Origin of the sequence: Plantactinospora solaniradicis, from assembly GCF_042658085.1 — a bacterium.
Taxonomy (GTDB): Bacteria; Actinomycetota; Actinomycetes; order Mycobacteriales; family Micromonosporaceae; genus Plantactinospora; species Plantactinospora solaniradicis.
Genome location: NZ_JBHSPR010000001.1, coordinates 130,264 through 151,948, shown reverse-complemented (window position 1 = coordinate 151,948; position 21,685 = coordinate 130,264). Strand labels below are relative to the sequence as shown.

Here is a 21,685-nt window from a genome sequence, read left to right as displayed (position 1 = left end):
GCTTACCCCCGCCGATCGTTGCGTCTCTCCCCATCCGCCCCGGCGATCCGTTGCGTCCGGGTGAAAGGAAGGGCCCCTTGTTATCGCTTTTTGTAGAAGAAGGGCCCCCTACTAACAGGTCGGGCAACGAGGCCGGACAGCACTTCGGGGGCGGCGATATCGCCGCCCCCGAAAAAACGTGCGCTCAGGTGGTGAACCACCACCGGCTGGCGGGGCCAGAGCGGTGCACCACCGCTCCGCGGGACTAACTACCCGGTCAGAACCGGTCGACAAACTGTGAATCAAGCCACTCGCGGAACTGCACGACGGTGTCGCCGTCGGTGGTGGGCCAGCCGAACTGCCCGGTCATCGCGATCACGCCGACCACGATGGCGCCGAGGCCGAGGACCAACCCGATCAGGGCGTCGGACTTGCCGGCCACGTGCCGCCGAGCGGTCGCGGAGATGCCCCCGATCGCCAGCAGCACGGCGAGGCCGCCCAGCGCGATGCCGTACCCGGCGAGGACGCCGGTGAGCACGAACGCGGCGCCGGCCACGCCGACGATCAAACTGAGCGTGGCGAGCATGCTGGCCCGGGGCCGGGGTCCGGCGGGCACCACGACCTCCGGCCGCTCCTCGGTGCTCGGCGTGCGCTCGCCCAGCCCGCGCTCGGCCTCGGGCCGGTGGTCGGTTCCGGACCTGCGATCGGTCTCCGAGGTACCCGGAGGGGCCGGTCGGGTGGTGGTGTCCGGTTCGGCCACCGCGCTCCGGGCGCGGTGCGTCGGCGTCTTCGCGACATCCTCGTGGTCGGCCCGGACGGGTTCGGTACGGGGCTCGGTACGCGTGGACCCGGCGTCGGCGACCCGGGTGTCGCCGGCCTTCGGCGTGGTGTCACCGGTCGTCGGCGTCTCGTCCCGGGCGTCGATCCGACCGTCGCGGTTCTCGTCCCGGGTCGGCGTCGGCGCCGGCTCCGAGTGGCGCGAAAGTGAAGGAATCCTGACCACAACACACCTCCTGATAAGTGCGCGGAGCCCTGTCTCTGGCGCCTACGCAGCAACTTCGATCGGTGTACCCCGATGCCCGTTCCGTCACACCTCGGCGGCACAGGGTGGCACGGTCCGCAACGAACACGGGTGGCAGGTCCGCATCGACGCGTGCGGCAGGTCCGCAACGATGTCGGATCCGAAGGGATGCGCGGGACGTCGGCGCCGGGGGGCAGGTCCGGGCGCCGGGCGCGTCACCGCCCACCCGTGTCGCGTGTCGCGTGTCGCGTGTCGCCGGAACCTAGTCGTCGTCGACCTGGGTGATGGTGACCGTGTCGGAGACGTAGCCCGGATAGGCGAGCGTGAAGACCGCGACGTCGTCGACCGTGTCCGGGTCCTGGACGCTGTACACGCCGAACGACTGCGGAGTGCTCCAGTTCGTCGAGTTGAAGGTCAGCAGCACCGGCGGGCTGGCCCAGAGGCCGGTGCCCCGGGTTGTCATCCGGAGAGAGGTCGCCTCGGCCGGCGGGTGGCTCAACCGTACGGTGAACGAACCGCTGAGCCCTTCGGGTATCGACAGCGAGGTCGGCTCGGCGACGACCGCCGGAGGCTGACCGGCGAGTACGCAGGGCACCCCGTTGACCCGCCAGTCGGTCGGCGGCGTGTTGACTCCGGTGTAGGTGCCGCTGAAGCCGAACGAGAGCGTCTCGCCGGTCGGGATCGGGCGGGTCCATTCGAAGCCGTGACCGATCACCTGGGTGCCGCTCTGGCTGAGGTCGTAGCCCCAGCCGCTGGTGATCTGCTGGTTGCCGGTGAGGGTCAACTGGACGGTGGGGGCGATCCAGGTGTCGCCGAGGTTCCTGATCTGCGCGTTGCCGACGAAGCCGGTGCTCCAGCTCGACGTGGTGTAGGTGACCTCGCAGCCGACCGCGGCCTGCGCCGGCTTGGCGGGTACGAGTACCGCCACGGCGGCCAGGGTCAGCGCACAGGTCAATGTGGACCGGCGGCGTACGGGGATGGCGTTCATTGGTCTCCTTCGCATGGCAAGAATGGTGGGCGCGGCGGCGTCACCGCCGGAGCCCTTCGGCGGCGCGACACGCGTGACCTGCCCGCAAAGCATCGACAGCTTCCCATGTATCGGAGTCGATCGGAAGTTCGCTGTCGATTCGGTTGAACGCCGAACACCCGGTCGTCCCTCCGTCACCGCCGAGGCGTAGCCTTTCCGCTCGGCAGTTCGGACGAGCGTCAACTCAGGATGAGCGCCGACTCAGGATGAGCGCCGACTCAGGATGAGCGTCAACTCAGGAGGAAGCCATGGCGGTGGAACGGGGCACTTCCTTCGTAGGGCAGGCGGGCCAGTTCGTCGGGGCGACGGTGGGGCGTGTCGCGGCGGCCCCCGCCCCGGCCGCCTTCTCCGATGTGGACAGCACGGTGCCGGGTACCGGAGCCGGGCGTTTCGGCCAGGCGGCGCCGGCCGCGGCCGGCAGTGGACCCACTTCCGCGCCGGGCGCCGAGCCGGCGAGCCGGACCGGCGGCGCCCCGGCCAGCTTCGGGGCGGTGCTGACCGCATTCATCCTGATCGGCGGTGCCGGGGTGGGCTCGTGGGCGCTCTGGAGCAGCGGCGGTGGTGGGGAGGTCATCCGTCCGCCCGACACCGTCGCCGTCTTCGGCATCCTGATCGTCTTCGCCGCCGCGATCGAACGGATCCTGGAACCGTTCTCCCGCTGGCTGCCGGGGCGCCGTGTCGAGGCCGCCGTGCAGCGCGCCGAGACCGAACTGGTGAACCTGTCCCGCGAGGCGACCGCGACGGAGCAGGCGGCGCTGGCCGGGCTCCGTGAGCGGGCGGACCGGGGCCGGGGCAACCGCACCATCGTGGCCTGGGGGATCGCGGTCGCGGTCGCGACGCTCGCCTCCACGGCCGGCGGGTTCTATCTGCTGCACGCGATCGCCGGCCCCGAGTGGAAGGGCCTGCCGGTCTGGATCGACGGCATCGTCACCGGAATCATGGTCGGCAGCGGCACCAAGCCGATGCACGATCTGATCAGCCGGATCCAGCCGGGCGGTGGCGGGGCTCGTCCGTAGTCCGCGGGTGCGCGTCGAAAGAGTCCCGTGCGCGCGCCAGCTCGCCGATGTTGTCCCGTGCCCAGGCCCGCATGTGCTCGATCACGTCGAGCAGCGTCCGGCCGAGGGACGTCAGCCTGTACTCGACGCCGCCGTCGTCGGCGCCCACGAGCGGGCAACGACTCACCAGCCCGTCGCGCTCCATTGCGGACAGGGTCTCCGCGAGGACTTTCGCGCTGATCGGACGGAGATGGTGCCGCAGGACCCCGAAGCGTCGCGGGCCATTCTCGAGGCACAACACGATCATCGCGGTCCACTTGCCGCCGACCTGGATCGGAAAGGTGCTCATCGGGCAGGCCGGATCAAATCCCGGTAGCGGCGCATCGGCCCTGATCACCAACTCAGCGTACGTGGTTACGTTGCGGTTACCGGGCCTTCCTCACCTACTGTCCCGCCCATGCCCGTCACTTCCGACAACAGCCGACAGCGCGTCGCTGTCCTCGGTGCCGCCGGCCGCGTCGGCCGTGCGGTGACCGCTGCCCTGCTTCACCAGGACCGTCAGGTCGCCGCCGTGCTCCGCGATCCGGCCCGGCACGAGCTACCGCCGCACCCGGAGCTGCGCAACGTCCGGGGGGACGCCCAACATCCCGAGCAACTGGCGTCGGTACTTCGTACCGTCGAAGCCGTCGTGCTGGCCGTGACGCCGTTCACGGCTCCGCCGGAGTCGTTCGACAATTTCGACCTCGACTACTACGCCAAGATCGTGACCGCGATCGATGCCAGCTGGGACGGACCGCATCGACGCCTCATCGCAGTCGGTCTGACGGCCGCGTTGAGGCTCGACTCGGGCAACCTCGTGATGGACGATCCGACGCTGTTTCCGGCCCGGCTCAAACCGTTCGCCGAAGCACACGTGCGGGAACTGTCCGCGCTACGTACCACGACGCTCGACTGGGCCATCCTGACTCCGCCGGCCGGATTCGGAATTCAGCAGGAACCGGCGACCGGGCAGGAGTATCAGTTGACGACGGAACCCGTCACCCGGGAGCAGGCGACGGCACAACTGTCGCACGCCCGCTACGCCGAGGCCGTCGCCGCCGAACTCATGAACCCGACGGTCCGCGGCGCCCGCGTCGCCGTCGTCCCCCGGGGCACGTGAGGCGGCGTGCCCCGGGGCACGTGGGGCAGCGTCCCCGGGTCTGTGGGGCAGGCGCCACGCCTGCCCTACCGACCGGGTACCAGGTCGCTACCTCCACTCCGCCTGGGATCGCGGTGCGACGGTTCGGCGTGGCCGGGTCATCCCCAGCCCGAGCGCGACGGCGGCATAGCCGCACAGTACGGCGAGCCCGGCCCACCACGGCAGCGGAAAGTAGCCCGCCGACGGTGCATAGTGGGAGAGCACCTGCGGATACTCGCGGACGGTCTGCTGCACGGCGAAGCCGGCGGCGGGAGTGAGACGCAACAGCCACTCGGAGACGCCGTCGGGCAGGATCGGCAGGGCCCCCAGGATGTAGGGGAGGACGACCGCCGAGATCGCGACCAGGATCGCCACCCAGGTACGCCGGAACAGGACGCCGAGGGCGAGCGCGAGGACGGCGGCGACGGCGAGCAGCGCGGCGACCCCGACGACGACCCGTACCTGGGTGAGGGCGGGTACCGCGAGCACCGCGTTGCCGTTGGCGCGCAGGACCGCCGTGCCGAACGGCAACACGACCCCCGCGGCGACCAGGCCGGCGAGGAAGGTGACCGCACCGACCACGACCGCCTTCGCCGCCAGCACACGGCCGCCGAGCAGCCCGGCACCCGTCGGACCTGGCCGGTACCCGCCCGACCCGAACCGTACCGCCAGCACGATCACCATCATCAGGCCGATGACCAGGCCGACGAGGGTGTCCTCCACGGTGTGCCGACCCACCATGTCGAGCGGTGCGATGTCACCGGAGCCGGTGACGGTGGCGGTGCCGTTCGACTCGACGAGGCCGGGTGGCCGGTGATAACGCTCCCAGTCCGTGTGGCCCATCTCCCCGACGCTGCCGTGGCTCCAACGGCTCCCGGTCCCGGATCCGTCGCCCGCCAGGGCGATGTTGTCGAAGACGGCGCTGGCCTGTGTGAAACGCGACTCGACGATGCTCCCGCCGAGGCCCGTGGGACGCAACGTCAGATCTCCCGGCGACGTGGCGAACAGGCCCACCAGCGCCGTACGCGGAAGCCCGGGAAGCCGCGCGGTCCCGACCGTCGTCCAGTGCGCGCCGTCGGTCGACTCCTCGCCGGTGATGGTGTCACCGGCACGGGTCAGGCGGAGCCAGCGCGGTGAGGAGGCCGAGACGCCCCCCGGACGGCCGGCCGTGTCGTGGACGTAGTCGTACTGCATGCGTACGCCGTGGCTGCCGGTGACCATCAGCGCCGCGTAGGAGGAACCCTGCCGGGTGCCGTCCTTGACGATGATGCCGGCCTTCGCCCACGGGACGAGACCAGGAACGATCTCGTCATGGGCGGGCGGCGGATAGGTGATGGTCCCCGTCATGGAGGTCATCCGGGCGGTGATGCTGCCGTTCTCCCCCAGCGGCTGGTGCGCGAAGTAGAACTGGTCGCTGACCGCCTGCCCCGCCGGACCCACGGGATCGTTGGCGCAGGGGACCTCGACCGTACCCTCGCTGCACGTGCTGCGGTTGACGACCCCGACGAGCAGGCCGAGCAGGATGGTGGCCAGCGTCGCGGCCGTCAGCGCGATCAGTCGGCCACGGCTGCGGAACGCGGTCCATTCCTGGCGGACCAGTGCGGTCAGGGGTTCGGCGGGAGGTTCGTGGGTTGCTGGCATGGGTCCGGTTCTACGGATCCGGGGGTAACACCGCCGGAACTGCCGCTGTCATGCCGCTGTTAGGCCCGGCGCGGCATCCTTGGGGGCGGCACGACGAGGGGAGAGGACGAATGGGCAAGCTGCGACCTCTGGCGCTACCCGGAAGGACCGTACGGCTGCGGTTCACCATCCTGTATGCCGCCCTGTTCCTGGTATCCGGATTCGGCCTGCTGGCCATCACCAACCTGCTCGGCGGTGGGATTCAGGTGACCCGGGCCGCGCCCGGGCAGAATCCTCCCGCCGAGCAGTCCAGCCTCGCGGCCGCCCAGCAGCGCGTACACCAGCTCGAAGCACAGCTCGCGAGGATCGACGCGACACAATCGCGCCAGCTGCTGATGGGCTCGCTGATCGCGCTCGCCGTGATGGCGGTGGCCTCGGTGCTGCTGGGCAAGGCCGTCGCCGGCCGGGTGCTGCGCCCGCTGCGGACCATCACCGCCGCGACCCGGCGGATCTCCGCCGAGAACCTGCACGAGCGGCTGGCGGTGCCGGGACCCGCCGACGAGGTGAAGGATCTGGCGGACACCATCGACGGGCTGCTGGAACGCCTGGAGGCATCCTTCGCGGCGCAGCGCCGGTTCATCGCCAACGCCTCCCACGAACTGCGGACGCCGCTGGCGACCATGCGGGCGGCGCTGGACGTCGCCGTGGCCAAGCCCCAGCCGGCGCCACCGCAGACGACCGTGCTGGCGGACCGGCTCCGTACCGAACTCGACCGGGTCGACCACCTGCTGGAGGGTTTCCTCGTACTCGCCCGCGCGCAGCACGGCGCGCTCGCGGACGGCGCTCCGGTATCGCTCGGTGACCTGGTGTCGCAGTCCGTGTCCGCCCGCGCCGCCGCCATCGCGGCGAGGTCCCTGACCCTGGACGACGAGGGCCTTTCCGACACCGCCTGGACCCGGGGCAGCCCCGCCCTGCTGTCCCGGATGGCGGACAACGTGATCGACAACGCGGTCATCCACAACCAGGACGGCGGCTGGATCCGGGTGTCGACCAGGGCGGAGGCCGCCTCGGCGCAGCTCGTCGTGGAGACGGGCGGTCCGATCCTCGACCCCGCGCACATCGCCCAACTCGCCCAGCCCTTCCGGCGACTCGCTCCCGACCGGACCGGCTCGGAGACCGGCTCCGGCCTCGGCCTGTCGATCGTCACCGCCATCGTCGGCGCGCACGGCGGCCGTCTGGACCTGCACGCCCGGCCCGAGGGCGGCCTGCGCGTCACCATCGCACTACCGTCGACGTCCGCACCGCACGGCGTCGCCCCATGAGGATCCTGGTCGTCGAGGATGCCCGCTCGCTCGCCGATATCCTCGCCGAAGGGCTGCGGGACCAGGGCATGGCCGTGGATGTCGCCCACGACGGCCTGGCCGCCGCCGTCAAACTCGACGTCAACGCCTACGAGGTGGTCGTCCTCGACCGTGACCTGCCCGGAATCCACGGCGACACCCTCTGTCAGATGGTCACCGAACGGGACGACCGGCCAATGGTCCTGATGCTGACCGCGGCCGACTCTCCGGGAGACCGGGTCAGGGGCCTCAGCCTCGGAGCCGACGACTATCTCGGCAAGCCCTTCCACTTCCCCGAACTGGTGCTCCGGATCCGCGCGCTGGCCCGCCGACGACCCTCCGCCCGAGCCCGGAGACTGCACGTGGCCGGCATCGAACTCGACCCCGTACGCCGGACGGCCACCCGCGACGACCGGCAGCTCGACCTGTCGGTCAAGGAGTTCGCGCTCCTCGAAGCCCTCCTCCGGGCCAGCCCCGCCTTCCTCAGCACCGAGGATCTCCTCGAACAGGTCTGGGACGAGAACGCGGACCCGTTCACCAACACCGTCGCGGTGACCATCGGGCGGCTGCGACGCAAACTCGGCAGCCCTGCGATCATCGCCACCAGGCCGGGTGTGGGTTACCGGGTCGCCGATCTGACCGGCTAGGCCGGGACCGTTGACCGGCTAGGCCGGGACCGCACCGTTCAACGCGATCCAGGTGGCGCGGGCGCGGGCCAGTTCGGTGCCGTCCGGGCCGTACAGAGTGCTGTGCACGAGGGCCTTTCGACCCTCGGTCGCGGTCAGGGCACCGCGTACCACGCACCGATCGCCGGGAGCGGGCAGCCGGTCCACCTGTACGGCGATCCGACCCAGCACGTACGGCCGGACGGGGCCGATCATCGCCCAACCGCCGGGGCAGTCCAGCGCGGCCCAGACCAGTTCGGTGGAGACGTCGGCCGGAACGGTCCACGGGGCGGCGGTGCTGCCGTCCGGCACCCGACCGGGGAAGATGCGTAGCCCGTCGCCCTCGGCCCGGTCGGGCCCGCAGACGTAGCAGGTCGGAAAGGGATGGTCGGCGAACCCGGCGTACCCGGTGGCGGCGCTGACGGCGTCGGCGTACCCGATCGGCGGGACCACCGTGTCGATCTCCGGGGCCGGTGCGACCTCGGCCACGACGGTGCCGTCCGGGGTGCGGACCTGGCAGTCGAGCAGGGACAGCGGGGTCTCCAGCGGCGGCGGCGTCCGGAGCGTGACCTCGCACCGGTCGCCGTGGGCGAAGATGCCGGCGGAGTAGCCGCCGTTGCCCGAGCCGGGCGGCCCGTTGAACCGCGCGGAGATGATCATCGCGTCCACCCTCCGGAGGGGCACGGGCCCGGGTCGCGGTCGGCGCGGGCGGTCGACAAAGACGACCACCAAGCTACGCCGGCCCCGGGCCCGGCGGCGACGCGGAGGCGTGGGCGGGTGTCCGGTACGCGGGAACCGGCCACCCGCCCACGGCGGTCAGTGCGGTGTCACCAGGTGGACGGCGGTGGCGGCGGAACGACCGGCGGACGGTCGTCGCAGGTGATGGTGTTCGGCAGCAGCCACGGCGCGAGCCAGGGCCCGGTGGTCCCGCCTCCGTCGTTCCCGCCGAGATCGGTGAGGGAGAACTCGGAGCCGGTCGATGGGAAGTTGAACGACCCGCAGTTGTTGACTCCGACCGCGCCGACGTTCCGGGCGTCGACGTTTTCGAAGGAGGCGGACCCGGAGGCCCGGGCGCTGACCACCGAGGTACCGGTGCCGTCGACCCGGATGTCCTCGAAGCTGACCCCGTCGATCGAGTACAGGTCCTTCACCGACCACTCGCTGACCAGCATGATCGCGTTGTAGGTGCTGTCGAGGTAGTGGTCGCCCGTCACCCGGATGTCCGCGTCGATGTCCTTTTCCAGCGCGTAGATCCAGATGGCGCCGAGGCCGATGTTCCAGTTCAGCTCGTACGTCCCGGCCCGGACCACGGTGTTGTTGCTGATCCGCAGTTGCCCGGTGAACGGTTCGGCGCCGAACCGGGATCCGACCTGGATGCCGCTGCCCTCCCGGACCGGATCGGCGACGAGGTTGTTCGAGACCGTGTTGTCGGCGCCGCCGTAGATGGCGATGCCGTTGGCGAGGGTCGGGGTCTGGACGGTGTTGTGGTCGAAGGTGTTGCCGGCGTTCGCGGTCTTCTCGGACCACATCGCGAGGCCGTCGTCGCCGGTGTTCCGGACGAAGTTGTTCCGGACCACCGACTTCGTGACGCCGGTGTGGAAGTTGAGCGCGTCGGCGATCTGGTCGACGATGATGTTGTTGGTGACCTTGGCGTTCGTCATCGGACCGTCGAACCAGATGCCGACCTTGGTGTGCCGGATGTAGAGGCTGTCGATGGTCGAATGGCTCATCGCACCGCCGATCCCGTTCACCTGGTCGGTGTCGATCCGCTCGCGTACGTCGCCGGAGATCGCGAAGCCGGACAGGTGGACGTTGCGGCTGCCGCCCTCCGCCGCGGGCTTGCCGTAGAAGCCGACGCCGGTGTGCACCGAGCCGTCCGGGGCCGGCGGATCGAGGGCGACCTGGTGGCCCTTGACGGTGGTGTACCAGTTGCCGGCACCCTCGATGGTGACGTCGTCGACGACGATGTGCCGGTTCACCTGGTACGTGCCCGGCGGAAGATAGACCTTCAGCCGGGTGCGCTGTGCGAAGGCGATCGCCCGGTCGATCGCGTCGGCGGAGTCGCGCCGCCCGGTTGGGTCGGCCCCGAACGCCAGCACGTTCGCGGCGAGCAGCCGGACCCGGGGCGGGCCGACGAGTTCCGAGTCGAGCAGGTCGATCACGGTCCAGTCGGCGTTGCTGCCGGCCGGCGCGGTGAGCCGCACCCTGTCACCCGCCCGGTACGTCCGGCTCAGCCGGAGCCGCTGCTCGTCGTAGAAGTGCATGGGCCGGAACGGCTTCGTGATCGTCGGAGTCGGCGTGGTGGCGGCGGGTACGCAGGCACACTCGGTGATCCACCAGTCCGGATGCAGCAGGCCGGCGTTCGGGTCGTTGGTGAACGGGTACTGGTTGTAGAGCCAGGCATACTGCGAGGTGAGCGTCATCGTCTGGCGCGCACCCCCGTTCACCGTCACGTCGAGTGGCGCGGTGATGCCGCCTCCGTTCGGCGCGTCCGGGATGCTGTACCGGACGGTGATCGCGTTGGCCGCATTCGGCAGGGTGAACTCGACGTACTGGCCAGGGGTCAGCTTGACCGCCCGGCGGCCGGAGGCCTCGGCCGGGAGCGTGTAGGCGGATCGGTCGGGGCCGAGAACGGTGCCGTTGGTCCGGGCGTTCTCCGCCTCCTGTTCGAGGAAGTCGACGCTGGCGCCCCGGCCCGCGACGAGCGCCGGGTCGAGGCCGGCGCGGGTCACCACCGGGGCCGAACCGGCGTGGCCGCCCCGGATCGCCTGGGCGGGGCCGGCGCCACCGGCCACAATGCTCAGACCTATCAGGGTCGCCGCCGCGACCCAGCGCGACGGCCGCCCGGGCCACCGCGCCACAACTTCGATGATGCTCCGTGACATCGAGCGACTCGTTTCTCTCAGGGGGTGACGCTCTCTCGGGGGTGGTCACGCTCTCTGTGACACTTCGTTCACCAGCAGGAAACAGAGCGAGCTGTCGTCATGTTATTGCAGAAATCTGTTCATCTTCAAGCAGAAGATTGTCGCGGTATTTCGGGTGCATTGTCGACATTGGACGCCGCGAAGTCGGGCTCGGCGGGTTCAGAGACGGATCTCGTTTCCCGTCCAGCGGGACCGCAGCCACCGGTCGTGGCTGGCGACCACGATCGCGCCGGGGCCGGTGCCCAGGGCCTCCTCCAGTTCGTCGGAGAGCCGGGGCGAGAGGTGGTTGGTGGGCTCGTCGAGCAGCAGCAGCTCGGGCGGATCCGCCACCAGCAGCGCCAGGCCCAGCCGGCGACGCTGGCCGACCGACAGCTCCCCGACCCGCCGGCCCAGATCCGGCGCCGCGATCAGCCCGAGCGAGCGCAGCGGTACGGCCTCCGCACGCTCGACGCCCAGCGCCAGCTCGTACGTCTCCCGCACGGTACGGTCCGGCCGGTCGAACACCGTGTCCTGGGCCAGCACCCCGACGGTCAGCCCGGGGCGCCGGAGCACCTCGCCGGAGGCTTCCAGCCGGCCGGTCAGTACGGCGAGGAGCGTCGACTTGCCCGCTCCGTTCGGTCCGGTGACCAGCAGCCGGTCGGTGGCCGACAGGTCGAGGCGGTCGAGGGTGAGCCGGCCGGGTACCCGTACCTCCCGCAGCGCCAGCAGGGTGCCGTCGACGGATCCGGATCCGGATCCGGATCCGGAGGCGAGGGCGGGAGCCCGGAACCGCAGTGGTTCCGGCGGCTTCCGAACCTGGTCGCGTTCCAGCTCATCGAGCCGGCGGGCGGCGTTGCGGACCCGCCGCGAGATCTGGTTCTGCACCCGGCCGCTGGTGTGGCCGTACCCCATCTTCTCGTTGTCGCGCCGCGCGCGGCCCGGCGCGACCTGGTGCGCGGTCACCCCGACCGAGCGGCGCAGCTCGGCGATCTCTTCCTGCTCCTCGGCGAAGCGTCGCTGCCAGCGCTCCCGCTCGGCCCGTTTCTCCGCCTGGTAGTCGGTGTAGTTGCCGCCGTACCGGATCGGGCCGTCCACCGCCGGATCGAGGTCGATCAGGGCCGTGCAGACCGCGTCGAGGAAGGCCCGGTCGTGACTTGCCACCACGACCACGCCGGGCAGGTTCCGTAACTGCTCCTCCAGGAAGGTCGCGGCGGCGTCGTCGAGATGGTTGGTGGGCTCGTCGAGCAGCAGCGCCGAGGGCCGCCGGATCAACAGCGCCGCCAGCGCGAGTCGGCCGCGCTGCCCACCGGACAGCGACGCGAGGGTACGGCCGTGCGGCAGCCGGCCGAGCCCGAGCCCGGCGAGGACGACCTCGGCGCGGCGGTCGGCGTCCCAGGCCGCGTGCTCCTGCGCGCGGTCGAGCCGTTCGCCGTACGCGCCGAGCAGGTCGGCATAGCCGGGGGAGTCCTCCGGCGTGTCGGTGAGCGCCCGGCTGAGCCGGTCGAGTTCGGCCAGGTCTTCGCGGGCTTCGCGCAGGGCGTCGTCGAGCACGTCGGCGATCGTCGCCGCGGTGTCGAACGGCATCTCCTGGTGCAGGAAGCCGAGGTCGGCAGGGCGGACGACGGTGCCGGTGTCGGGCTCGTCCGCCCCGGCGAGCAGCCGCAGCAGGGTGGACTTACCGACGCCGTTCTCGCCGATCAGGCCGATCCGGTGACCGGGAGCGGCGGTGAGGGAGACGCCGTCGAGCACCCGCCGTTCGCCCAGCGTACGGACGAGATCGTGGGCGAGCAGGGCTGACTGGGACACGCGACACCACCGACCGGATTGGTTCTTCCGCCCGCCGGGCACTGCCTCGGACGCGGGCGCGGAGGAAGTCGGTGGCTCACATCCCCTTCAACGTACCCGGGGCCGAACGGGGCCGGCAACCGGTCAGGCTCGGTCGCCCTGCCGCCGCCGGTGCAGGTCGTCGGCATGGCGCCCGGCCACGCCGACGACAGCTTCACCAGCCTGGTCGAGGTCTTCAAGAAAAGCGGCGGATAGTCGCTCGGGTCGCTCGGGTCGCCGGCCGCCGGCTCGCCCTGGGTGTCCCGGCGGCACGCCGCCGGAGCGGGGGCGTTGTGGTGCCGCGCACCGGGGGAGGCCGGCGGGGTCTAAGATCGACGGATCTCGCTATCTCGTCTCCCCTGGAGGCACGATGCGCTCTTCCGCCCGCTCTTCCGTCGCGTCCCTGCTGCTGCTCGGCGTGCTGGCCTGTCTCGCCCTGCCCGGGTGCGGCGGGTCGGACGAACCGGAACAGGCGCCGTCCGCCAGCCCGAGTGCACCGTCCGCGACCACCGGACCGGCGCCCACGACGGCGGCGCCCACCACGGCCGCCGCCGCTGCCGGCCCATTCTCGGCGCTTCCCGTGTGCAACGTGCTGCCCGAGGAGATGCGGGGGACCTTCCAGGGCAACATGATCAAGATCGACCAGGAGCCGAAGGCATCGGAGAAGTGGACGACCGGTGCTGCCTGCCTCGGCATGCTCGCCGGACGGACGGTGGCACTGACCATCTCGCTCCGGCTCTTCCCGGCGAACCTGGCGAAGAGCGCGGCGTCCACCTTCGCCAAGTCCGAGGCCGGCAAGGCCGACACCGTGACCGGCTGGGGCGACGAGGCCTGGTGGTCGAAGCCCAACTGCTCGCTCACCGTCCGATACAGCAACATCGTCGCCACGTTCGCCCAGCGCGCGCCGACCGACGCCTGTCGCCCGGACGTCGAACGCCTGGCCAAGGCCTTCGCGGACCAGCACTTCACGTCGTAGCGCCGCCGCCGGCCAGGGCTCGGGGGTACGCAAATGAGTGGGTACGTCCCGGGCCGATCGGTAGCCTTGGCCCGTGCCTCCGCAGCTCCCGCACCCCCAGCCCGGTGTTCCGGACACGAGAGGACCGCTGCGGTACATCTGGTGGCTGGTCCGTTGCCAGCCCTGGCGGGTACTGCGCGCCAGCGTGGTCGGCACGGCCTGGATGACCGGGCTGTCGCTCCGGCCGTACCTGGTCTCCCGGGCCATCGACGACGGACTACGTAGCCGCGACAACCGTGCCCTGCTGCTCTGGGTCGGCGCGATCGTCGTCGCGGGGATCGCCATGGCCCAGATCGGAATCCTGCGACACCGCACGATGACCTTCATCCGGGAGGACGCGAGCGCCCGCTCCGCCGCCGTACTACTGCGGCAACTGTCCCGGATCGGTGCGGTGCTGCCGCGCAAGCTCGCCGCCGGCGAGGTCGCCACCGTCGGTGGTTCCGACATCGGGAACACGTCGCACGTGTTGACGATGACCGGACCGGGAGTGGGCGCGGTCGTCGCGTACTCGGTGGTGGCGGTGGTGCTGTGGTCGATCTCCCCGCTGCTCGCGCTCTGCGTGCTGCTGGGCGTACCGGTGATCGCGGTCGTCATCGGGCCGCTGCTCCGCCGGCTGGAGCGCGCCGAAACCGTCTACCGGCAGCAGCAGGGAGTTCTCACCACCCGGGCCGGGGACATCGTGGCCGGGCTGCGGGTGCTCGCCGGCGTCGGTGGGCGCGACCTCTTCGCCCGCCGGTACGCGGCCCGGTCCCAGGACCTGCTGGCCGAGGGCTACCGGGTGGGCGCCGTCAACAGCTGGATCGACGCGCTGACCCTCGCCATCCCGGGACTGTTCCTCGCGGCCGTGGTCTGGGTCGCGGCGCGGATGGCCGCGACCGGTGACATCACCATCGGTCAGTTGGTCGCCGTCTACGGGTACGTGGCGGCCCTCGTCGTACCGGTCTGGTTCCTGCTGGAGGCCAGCTACCAGATGATCCGGGGGCGGGTCGCGGCCCGCCGGATCGTCGCCCTGCTCAACCTGACCCCGGACGACGTCGACGGCCGGACCCCGGACGACGCGGCCGGGTCGACTCCCGTCGGCGCGCGCGGACGGACTCCGCGCGAGGTGCGCGGGCGAACCGTGGACGACGCCGGCGGGCCCGCCGGCGACCGGCCGGCGCCGACCGGCCCGGCCGAGCTGCGCGATCCCGCCTCCGGACTGGTCGTACGCCACGGCCGGCTGGTCGCCGTCGCCGCCGACGACCCGGCCGACGCGAGCGCGCTGGCCGACCGGCTCGGGCGGTTCGTCGCCAGCGGCGTGACCTGGGGCGGGGTGCCGCTGACCAGGATCGCGCTCGCCGAGGTGCGCAGCCGGATCCTCGTCGCCGACCACGACTCCTACCTCTTCGCCGGAACGCTGCGGGAGATTCTGCGGGTACGGCAGGGCCTCGGCGACGACGAGTTCCGGGCGGCGCTGCGGGTCGCCTCCGCCGAGGACGTCGCCGACGCCCTGCCCGAGGGGCTCGACACCCCGATCGACGCCCGGGCCCGCCGGCTCTCCGGCGGCCAACGTCAACGCGTACGACTGGCGCGGGCGCTGCTCGCCGAGCCGGAGGTGCTGATCCTGGTCGACCCGACCTCGGCGGTGGACGCGCACACCGAAGCGCGGATCGCGGAGCGGATCCGGACGGCGCGTGCCGGGCGGACCACCGTCGTGCTCGCCACCTCGCCATTGCTGCTCGGCCGCGCCGACACGGTGGCGCACCTGCGCGACGGCCGGATCGTCGCCACCGGTAGCCACGCCCAGCTGCTCGACCGGGATCCGGGTTACCGCGCACTGGCCTCCCGGGAGGGCGAGCCCGACCCGGGGGCCGGACCCGGCGGCTTCGACGGCTCGACCGATCTCGACCCGTCCGGCCTCGACCAGCCCTTCGACGTCGAGGGATCACTGCGGTGAGCGGGCTTCCGGTGGCCGACCGGCCGGCGATTCGCCGGGCAACGCTGGACCTCGTCGGCCGGGATCGCCGGGCGGTCGCGGTCATGCTGGTGCTGCACATCGCGGCCACGATCACCGGGCTCGCCGCACCATGGCTGCTCGGCACCATCGTGGACGAGGTCGGCTCCGGTGCCGGGGTCGGCACCGTGGACCGGCTGGCCCTCGCCATCGCCGGCTGCGTGCTGGCGCAGTGCCTGCTCAGCAGGTACGCCCAGTACGCCGGTCACCGGTTCGGTGAACGTGCCGTCGCCCGACTGCGCGAGGAGTTCGTCCGCCGGACGCTCGCGCTGCCCGTCTCGGTCGTCGAGCGGGCCGGCACCGGGGACCTCGCCACCCGCAGCTCCGTCGACGTGACCACGGTCGGGATCACGGTCCGCGAGGTGGTTCCGGTCGTGGTGATCGCGTCGGCGCAACTGGTGCTGCTCTTCGGGGCGGTGTTCCTGCTGCATCCGATGCTCGGACTGGTCGCGCTGACCGGGCTGCCGTCGATCTACGCGGTGACCCGCTGGTACCTACGGCGGGCCCGTACCGCGTACCTGGCCGAGGGTGCGGCGGCCGCAGCGCTGACCGAGGCGTTGACCACGACCGCCGAAGGCGCCCGCACCGTCGAGGCGCTCCGGCTCGGTGAGGATCGCGTCGTACACGGCACCGCACGGATCGGCCAGGTGTGGGCCACCCGACGTCGTACCCTCGCACTGCGGTCGGTCTTCTACCCGGTGGTGGAGGGGAGTTACGCGCTGCCGATCGCCGCCGTGCTGCTCGTCGGTGGTCTCTTCCTCAACAATGGCCTGGTCACCCTCGGCGAGGTGGTCGCCGCCGCGCTCTACCTGCAACAGGCGATCGGTCCGCTGGACCAGATCCTCCAGTGGATGGAGCAGGCGCAGCGCGGCCTCGCCTCGTTCGCCCGGGTACTCGGGGTCGGCCAGGTACCACCGGAGCCGCGCGGCCGGGTGTCCGTGCCGCCGGGGCAGCGGCTCGTCGTCCGGGGCGCGCGGTTCGGTTACGCCGACGGCCCCGAGGTGCTGCACGGGATCGACCTGGCGGTCCGCCCCGGTGAACGGCTCGCCATCGTCGGCCCGTCCGGCGCCGGGAAGTCGACCCTCGCCCGGCTGCTGGCCGGAATCGACACGCCGCAGCGCGGCGAGGTGAGCATCGGCGGCTGCCCGGTCACCGACCTCGACCCGGCCGAACGTCGCCGCCGGATCGCCCTGGTCACCCAGGAGCACCACGTCTTCATCGGCTCGGTGCGGGACAACCTCGCCTTCGCCGCGCCAGCCGCGTCCGACGAGCAGATGCGGTCCGCGCTGGCCGCCGTTGGTGCCGACTGGTACGACGACCTGCCCGACGGCCTCGACACGCAACTCGGCGACGGCGCCCGTGACCTGTCCCCGGCCGACGCCCAGCAGTTGGCGCTGGCGCGCCTCGTCCTCGCCGACCCGCACACCCTGATCCTCGACGAGGCGACCGCCGCGCTCGACCCGACGACCGCCCGCCGTGCCGAGCAGGCCCTCGGCAGCGTGCTCGCCGGGCGGACGGTCATCGCGATCGCGCACCGGCTGAACACCGCGCACGACGCGGACCGGGTGGCGGTGCTCGAAGACGGCCGGATCACCGAACTCGGCAGCCACGACGAGCTACTCCGTGCCAACGGGGCGTACGCCGCCCTCTGGCACTCGTGGCACGGCTGACGGTCGGTCCGGTCTCAGCGCAGTCGGCCGAAGAACGTCCGCAGATCGGCGACGAACAGGTCGGGCTCCTCCATGGCGGCGAAGTGCCCGCCGCGATCGAACTCCGACCAGTGCACGATGTTGTTGTCGCGTTCGGCGAGCCGGCGGACCGGTGCCGCGACGTCGTGGCCGAACACGGCGACCCCGGTGGGAACCGTCAACCGGCGCGGCGGTGCGACGTCGGTCGGATGGGACGTCTCGTAGTAGATGTTGGCCGAGGAGCCGGCAGTCCGGGTCAGCCAGTAGAGCATGACGTTGGTCAGCAGCAGGTCCCGGGGAACGGCGTCCTCCGGTGCGTCGGTCGAGTCCGTCCACTCCTTGAACTTCTCCACGATCCAGCCGAGTTGCCCGACCGGCGAGTCGGTCAGGGCGTACGCCAGGGTCTGTGGCCGGGTCCCCTGCACCTTCGCGTAGCCGGACATCTCCGGTTCGGCGCGGACCAGTTGGTCGAGTCGGGCCCGGTCCGCGTCGGTGAGCGCGGCGGCCTCCGCCGGGTCGCCGGAGGGGATCGTGAGCAGGGTGTTGAGGTGTACGCCGACGACGTGCTCGGCGTCGGTGATGCCGAGTTCCCGGCTGATGGCATGGCCCCAGTCGCCACCCTGCGCGCCGTACCGCCGGTAGCCGAGCAGGTGCATCAGGTCGGCCCAGGCCCGGGCGACCCGGGCGATATCCCAGCCGGCCTCGGGCAGCGGCCCGGAGAGCCCGAAGCCCGGAATGGAGGGTACGACCAGGTGGAACGCGTCGGCTGGGTCACCACCGTGTCGGCGCGGGTCGCTCAGCGGGCCGATGACGTCGAGGAACTCCACCACGGAGCCCGGCCAGCCGTGCGTGACGATCAACGGCAGGGCGTCGGGTTCCGGCGAGCGTACGTGCAGGAAGTGCACGTTCGCGCCGTCGAGCACGGTGGTGAACTGGGGGATGTCGTTCAGCCGTGCCTCCTGACAACGCCAGTCGTAGCCGGTGTGCCAGTACTCCGCCAACTCCTTCAGGTAGGCCAGCGGTACGCCCCGCCGCCACGGCAGGTCGGGGACCTCGGTCGGCCATCTGGTCTCCGCCAGCCGTCGACGCAGGTCGGCCAGGTCGGCGTCGGCGACGTCGAGCCGGAAGGGGCCGATTCCCTCGCTTCGCTCGGTCATGGCGTCTCCTCGCTTCGCTCGTCGGCACCATGACTTGGCAACCTGAGCTGGCCGATTCCCTCGCTTCGCTCGGTCATGGCGTCTCCTCGCTTCGCTCGTCGGCACCATGACTTGGCAACCTGAGCTGGCCGATTCCCTCGCTTCGCTCGGTCATGGCGTCTCCTCCTCGGCCGCGTTGGCGTCCTGCTCGTCGAGCCAACGGGTGTGGGTCTCCCAGGCCGCCTGCTTGCTGGTGGCGAGCGAGGCGCCGATCTGTGCCCAGGAGGCGCCGGTCGCCCGTGCCGTCCGTACGGTCAGTTGCCGGCCGTAACTCGCCTTCCTCATGATCACCTCGCCGAGGGCGAGGAGTTCCAGCGCCTCCTCCTTCGACAACGGCCGCCGTTCCGGGTCGTCGCCGTCCATCGGTTCCTCGGTCGGCGGGGCGAGCGCGTCCCGCATCCGAAGCTGGTCGTACCGGGCCGCCGCCGTGAGCAGGGTGAACTGTCTTTCCAGGTCGTCCGGGGTCGTCGCCATGCCCCCAGCATGCCGTCAAGACACCCTGACGTCAAGTTGCCCTGACGATTGAAGGTCGTCGGCCGTGCCGATCCACCCGCTCGCCCACTCTCGCCGGGAACCCCGAACGAGGGTGCCTCGTTAATCCCGAGGACGACTCGACAGGACGAATCGACCGGACGACCCGATCGCGACCAGGGGAGCACCAGGTGCCGACTCGGCTCAACCCGTACATCAGCTTCGGTGGCAACGCGCGGCAGGCCATGGAGTTCTACCAGCGCGTCTTCGGCGGAAGCCTGGCCCTCAACACGTTCGGCGAGTTCGGCGCCGAGGGCTCGGCCGAGGCGGACAAGATCATGCACGCCATGCTCGAAACCGACAGCGGGTTCACGCTGATGGGCGCCGACACGCCACCCGGCATGGAGTACGACCCGGGCAACACCATCACGGTGAGCCTGAGCGGGGACGACGTCGACGAGCTGCGCGGCTACTGGTCGGCGCTGTCCGATGGTGGGGTCGTGACGGTTCCGCTGGAGCGGCAGATGTGGGGCGACGAGTTCGGGGCCTGTACCGATCGCTTCGGCGTTCCCTGGATGGTCAACATCGCCCAGCCGCAGAGCTGACCCGCTGGTCTGCGGGACGCGATTCCACTCGTACCCCGGGTCGACACCTCGACCTGGCGGTCCGAGCCTGTCCGGCGCCGGTGGCGCCCCGGCCGAACGGGTCACAACGTGGCTGGTCAGCGGGTAGAACCCATGTCGGATCTGGGACCAATCAATCTTGATCGACTCCCGCCAATATAGCGTGACGTCATCCGCTGTCGGCCTCCTCCGGTCGGGCAGGCCGGGGGGCTAAGCAAGGGGGCACCGATGACGTGGCTGGGGTGGGAAAGCCTCGGCGGCGTGCTGACCAGCGCGCCGGCCGTTTCGTCCTGGGCGTCGGGCCGTCTCGACACGTTTGCTCGGGGCACGGACAACGCGTTGTGGCACAAGTGGTATTCAAACGGTTGGTCCAACTGGGAGAGCCTCGGTGGGGTGCTGACGAGCGCACCGGGGGCGGTGTCCTGGGGAAACGGTCGGATCGACGTCTTCGCGCGGGGCACGGACAACGCGTTGTGGCACAAGTGGTTCGCAAACGGTTGGTCGGGGTGGGAGAGCCTGGGGGGCGTGCTCACCAGCGGACCGGCGGTGTCGTCGTGGGCGTCGGGTCGCCTCGACGTGTTCGCTCGGGGCACCGACAATGCGTTGTGGCACAAGTGGTACTCGAATGGTTGGTCGGGGTGGGAGAGTCTCGGCGGCGTACTCACCTCCGAGCCGGCGGCGGTGTCCTGGGGAAACGGTCGGATCGACGTGTTCGCCCGGGGGACCGACAACGCGTTGTGGCACAAGTGGTTTTCGAATGGTTGGTCGGGGTGGGAAAGCCTCGGCGGCGTGCTCACCAGCGCGCCGGCGGTGTCGTCGTGGGCGTCGGGTCGCCTCGACGTGTTCGCTCGGGGCACCGACAATGCGTTGTGGCACAAGTGGTACTCGAACGGTTGGTCCGGCTGGGAGAGCCTCGGCGGCGTGCTGACGAACTCGCCCGGCGCGGTGTCCTGGGGACCGAACCGGATCGACGTGTTCGCCCCGGGCACCGACAGCGCGATGTGGCACAGGTGGTGGGCCCTGGTTCCGACGGTCCGGCTGCACGCGAAGGTGCTCACCGCGCCCAACATCACCCTCGCGACGATGGTCGACCGGATGCGTGAGGTGTACGCGTCCGGCGGCATCGCGGTCACGCTCGCCTCGACCGAGAACCTGAACCTGCCGGCACTCAACGACGTGGACGTCGGCCAGTGTGTCGTCGGCGTGACGACACCCGAGCAGAACCAGCTCTTCACCAACCGGAACAACGTCGGCGTCAACGATGTCGTCGTCTACTTCGTTCGTTCCACCGTGCCACCGTCCAACGGCTGCGCCGCGCACCCGGCGGCCCGTCCGGGCGCCGTCGTCGCGCAGGGGGCGACCCAGTGGACACTGGGCCACGAGGTGGGCCACGTGCTCGGGCTGCGCCACGTGAACGACAACAACCGCCTGATGACCGGCAACGGCACGGCCAACATCACCAACCCCCCTCCCGACCTTGTGCAGAGCGAGATCAACACCATGCGCGACAGCGCGCTGAGCCAGGACCTCTAGGAGGGGTGATGAGCGTGTCGATGGAGCGCGTCAGGGCAGCGCTCGACCCGGAGGAGCCCAACTACCCGGCGGCTGCCCAGCTCGGTCAGGAGGCCGTACCGCACCTGGAGGAACTCGTCCGGGGCGAGGACGAGATGCTCGCGTCCAAGGCTGCCTACCTGGCGAGTCTGATCGATGCGGAGCGGGCGCGGGCGGTGGTCAGTGCCGCCGCCGAGCACCCGAGCCCGGTCGTCCGGGTGGCCGCCGCCGCGGCAGCCCGGAACCTCACCGCGCCCGGCGCGAGCGAGGTCCTGTTGAACCTCGTGGACGACGAGGACGTCGGGGTCCGCAGGCTGGCCCGGTCGTCCGTACCCCCGGAACCGTCGGAGGCGCTGAGCCGGCGCCTCGCGGAGGCGCCGGAGGAGGCCACGGACGTGCCGTCGGAGGCGCCGTCCGCGCTGCCGCCGGTGGGCGGGCTGATGCCCGGTGAGGCCGAGCCGGGCGATGCCCCGGTCCAGTCGTCCGGGCTGATGCCGGGCGAGTCTCCCGGACGTTCCGGCCCGGGCGACGGGCTGATGCCGGGTGAGTCCGCCGGCGGTGGCCCGGGGGACGACTCCGACCACTGACCGCCGGGTC

Annotated in this window: 19 protein-coding genes; 10 read left to right on the top strand and 9 right to left on the bottom strand. The window is 71.2% G+C overall.

From position 1 onward, the window contains the following. Positions 1–256 precede the first annotated feature (256 nt). The gene (locus ACFP2T_RS00735; protein ID WP_377416163.1) at positions 257–982 is read right to left on the bottom strand and encodes a UbiA prenyltransferase family protein; all 726 of its coding nucleotides are present in this window, start codon (positions 980–982) and stop codon (positions 257–259) included. A gap of 280 nt (positions 983–1,262) precedes the next feature. After that, entirely contained in the window at positions 1,263–1,988 is a 726-nt protein-coding gene (locus tag ACFP2T_RS00730) for a cellulose binding domain-containing protein (RefSeq protein ID WP_377416161.1), read from the bottom strand. A gap of 287 nt (positions 1,989–2,275) precedes the next feature. On the opposite strand from ACFP2T_RS00730, the gene ACFP2T_RS00725 reads away from it, so the two are divergent. Next, complete coding sequence (locus tag ACFP2T_RS00725; protein ID WP_377416159.1) at positions 2,276–3,043, top strand: hypothetical protein; 768 nt, start codon at positions 2,276–2,278, stop codon at positions 3,041–3,043. Here the strand turns inward: ACFP2T_RS00725 and ACFP2T_RS00720 are convergent. Beyond that, a complete protein-coding gene (locus tag ACFP2T_RS00720) occupies positions 3,003–3,419 on the bottom strand; it encodes a winged helix-turn-helix transcriptional regulator (protein WP_377416157.1) in 417 nt (138 codons plus the stop codon). The two genes, ACFP2T_RS00725 and ACFP2T_RS00720, sit on opposite strands and share 41 nt — an antisense overlap. A 60-nt stretch (positions 3,420–3,479) precedes the next feature. Here ACFP2T_RS00720 and ACFP2T_RS00715 point away from each other — a divergent pair, with 60 nt between their 5' ends. Then, positions 3,480–4,181 carry an NAD(P)-dependent oxidoreductase gene (locus ACFP2T_RS00715; protein WP_377416155.1) on the top strand — a complete coding sequence of 234 codons (702 nt, stop codon included), beginning with the start codon at positions 3,480–3,482 and terminating at the stop codon, positions 4,179–4,181. An 87-nt stretch (positions 4,182–4,268) separates the two neighbouring features. Here ACFP2T_RS00715 and ACFP2T_RS00710 read toward each other — a convergent pair whose 3' ends face one another. Then, the gene (locus ACFP2T_RS00710; protein ID WP_377416153.1) at positions 4,269–5,840 is read right to left on the bottom strand and encodes a DUF1349 domain-containing protein; all 1,572 of its coding nucleotides are present in this window, start codon (positions 5,838–5,840) and stop codon (positions 4,269–4,271) included. A gap of 110 nt (positions 5,841–5,950) precedes the next feature. Here ACFP2T_RS00710 and ACFP2T_RS00705 point away from each other — a divergent pair, with 110 nt between their 5' ends. Continuing rightward, entirely contained in the window at positions 5,951–7,141 is a 1,191-nt protein-coding gene (locus ACFP2T_RS00705) for a sensor histidine kinase (protein ID WP_377416151.1), read from the top strand. Continuing rightward, on the top strand, positions 7,138–7,806 hold the full coding sequence (locus ACFP2T_RS00700; RefSeq protein WP_377416149.1) for a response regulator transcription factor: 669 nt from the start codon (positions 7,138–7,140) through the stop codon (positions 7,804–7,806). Before ACFP2T_RS00705 ends, ACFP2T_RS00700 begins: the two co-directional genes overlap by 4 nt. A gap of 18 nt (positions 7,807–7,824) precedes the next feature. Here the strand turns inward: ACFP2T_RS00700 and ACFP2T_RS00695 are convergent, their stop codons facing one another. The 3 genes from ACFP2T_RS00695 to ACFP2T_RS00685 form a co-directional block, all read right to left on the bottom strand. After that, positions 7,825–8,484 carry a hypothetical protein gene (locus ACFP2T_RS00695; RefSeq protein WP_377416147.1) on the bottom strand — a complete coding sequence of 220 codons (660 nt, stop codon included), beginning with the start codon at positions 8,482–8,484 and terminating at the stop codon, positions 7,825–7,827. Positions 8,485–8,651: 167 nt separating this feature from the next. Beyond that, positions 8,652–10,709, bottom strand: coding sequence for a glycosyl hydrolase family 28-related protein (locus tag ACFP2T_RS00690; protein WP_377416145.1), 2,058 nt, complete (start codon positions 10,707–10,709; stop codon positions 8,652–8,654). A 198-nt stretch (positions 10,710–10,907) separates the two neighbouring features. Then, positions 10,908–12,533 (bottom strand): ABC-F family ATP-binding cassette domain-containing protein, encoded by a 1,626-nt coding sequence (locus ACFP2T_RS00685; RefSeq protein ID WP_377416143.1) that lies wholly within the window; start codon positions 12,531–12,533, stop codon positions 10,908–10,910. Positions 12,534–12,921: 388 nt separating this feature from the next. Between ACFP2T_RS00685 and ACFP2T_RS00680 the strand changes: the two genes are divergently transcribed. From ACFP2T_RS00680 to ACFP2T_RS00670, 3 genes are all read left to right on the top strand, one after another. Beyond that, positions 12,922–13,527 carry a hypothetical protein gene (locus ACFP2T_RS00680; protein WP_377416141.1) on the top strand — a complete coding sequence of 202 codons (606 nt, stop codon included), beginning with the start codon at positions 12,922–12,924 and terminating at the stop codon, positions 13,525–13,527. 73 nt (positions 13,528–13,600) lie between these two features. Further along, complete coding sequence (locus tag ACFP2T_RS00675) at positions 13,601–15,502, top strand: ABC transporter ATP-binding protein (protein ID WP_377416139.1); 1,902 nt, start codon at positions 13,601–13,603, stop codon at positions 15,500–15,502. Then, the gene (locus ACFP2T_RS00670) at positions 15,499–17,229 is read left to right on the top strand and encodes an ABC transporter ATP-binding protein (RefSeq protein WP_377416137.1); all 1,731 of its coding nucleotides are present in this window, start codon (positions 15,499–15,501) and stop codon (positions 17,227–17,229) included. Before ACFP2T_RS00675 ends, ACFP2T_RS00670 begins: the two co-directional genes overlap by 4 nt. Positions 17,230–17,243: 14 nt before the next feature. On the opposite strand, the gene ACFP2T_RS00665 is transcribed toward ACFP2T_RS00670, so the two are convergent. Both ACFP2T_RS00665 and ACFP2T_RS00660 read right to left on the bottom strand, forming a co-directional pair. Further along, positions 17,244–18,383 carry an epoxide hydrolase family protein gene (locus ACFP2T_RS00665; protein WP_377417802.1) on the bottom strand — a complete coding sequence of 380 codons (1,140 nt, stop codon included), beginning with the start codon at positions 18,381–18,383 and terminating at the stop codon, positions 17,244–17,246. A 171-nt stretch (positions 18,384–18,554) separates the two neighbouring features. Next, complete coding sequence (locus ACFP2T_RS00660) at positions 18,555–18,917, bottom strand: hypothetical protein (RefSeq protein WP_377416135.1); 363 nt, start codon at positions 18,915–18,917, stop codon at positions 18,555–18,557. 188 nt (positions 18,918–19,105) lie between these two features. Here ACFP2T_RS00660 and ACFP2T_RS00655 point away from each other — a divergent pair, with 188 nt between their 5' ends. The 3 genes from ACFP2T_RS00655 (at position 19,106) to ACFP2T_RS00645 (ending at position 21,675) form a co-directional block, all read left to right on the top strand. Further along, the gene (locus tag ACFP2T_RS00655; RefSeq protein ID WP_377416133.1) at positions 19,106–19,519 is read left to right on the top strand and encodes a VOC family protein; all 414 of its coding nucleotides are present in this window, start codon (positions 19,106–19,108) and stop codon (positions 19,517–19,519) included. Between the two features lie 246 nt (positions 19,520–19,765). Then, positions 19,766–21,070 (top strand): PLL family lectin, encoded by a 1,305-nt coding sequence (locus tag ACFP2T_RS00650; protein ID WP_377416131.1) that lies wholly within the window; start codon positions 19,766–19,768, stop codon positions 21,068–21,070. An 8-nt stretch (positions 21,071–21,078) separates the two neighbouring features. Further along, the gene (locus ACFP2T_RS00645; protein WP_377416129.1) at positions 21,079–21,675 is read left to right on the top strand and encodes a HEAT repeat domain-containing protein; all 597 of its coding nucleotides are present in this window, start codon (positions 21,079–21,081) and stop codon (positions 21,673–21,675) included. The last annotated feature ends 10 nt before the right edge of the window (positions 21,676–21,685 follow it).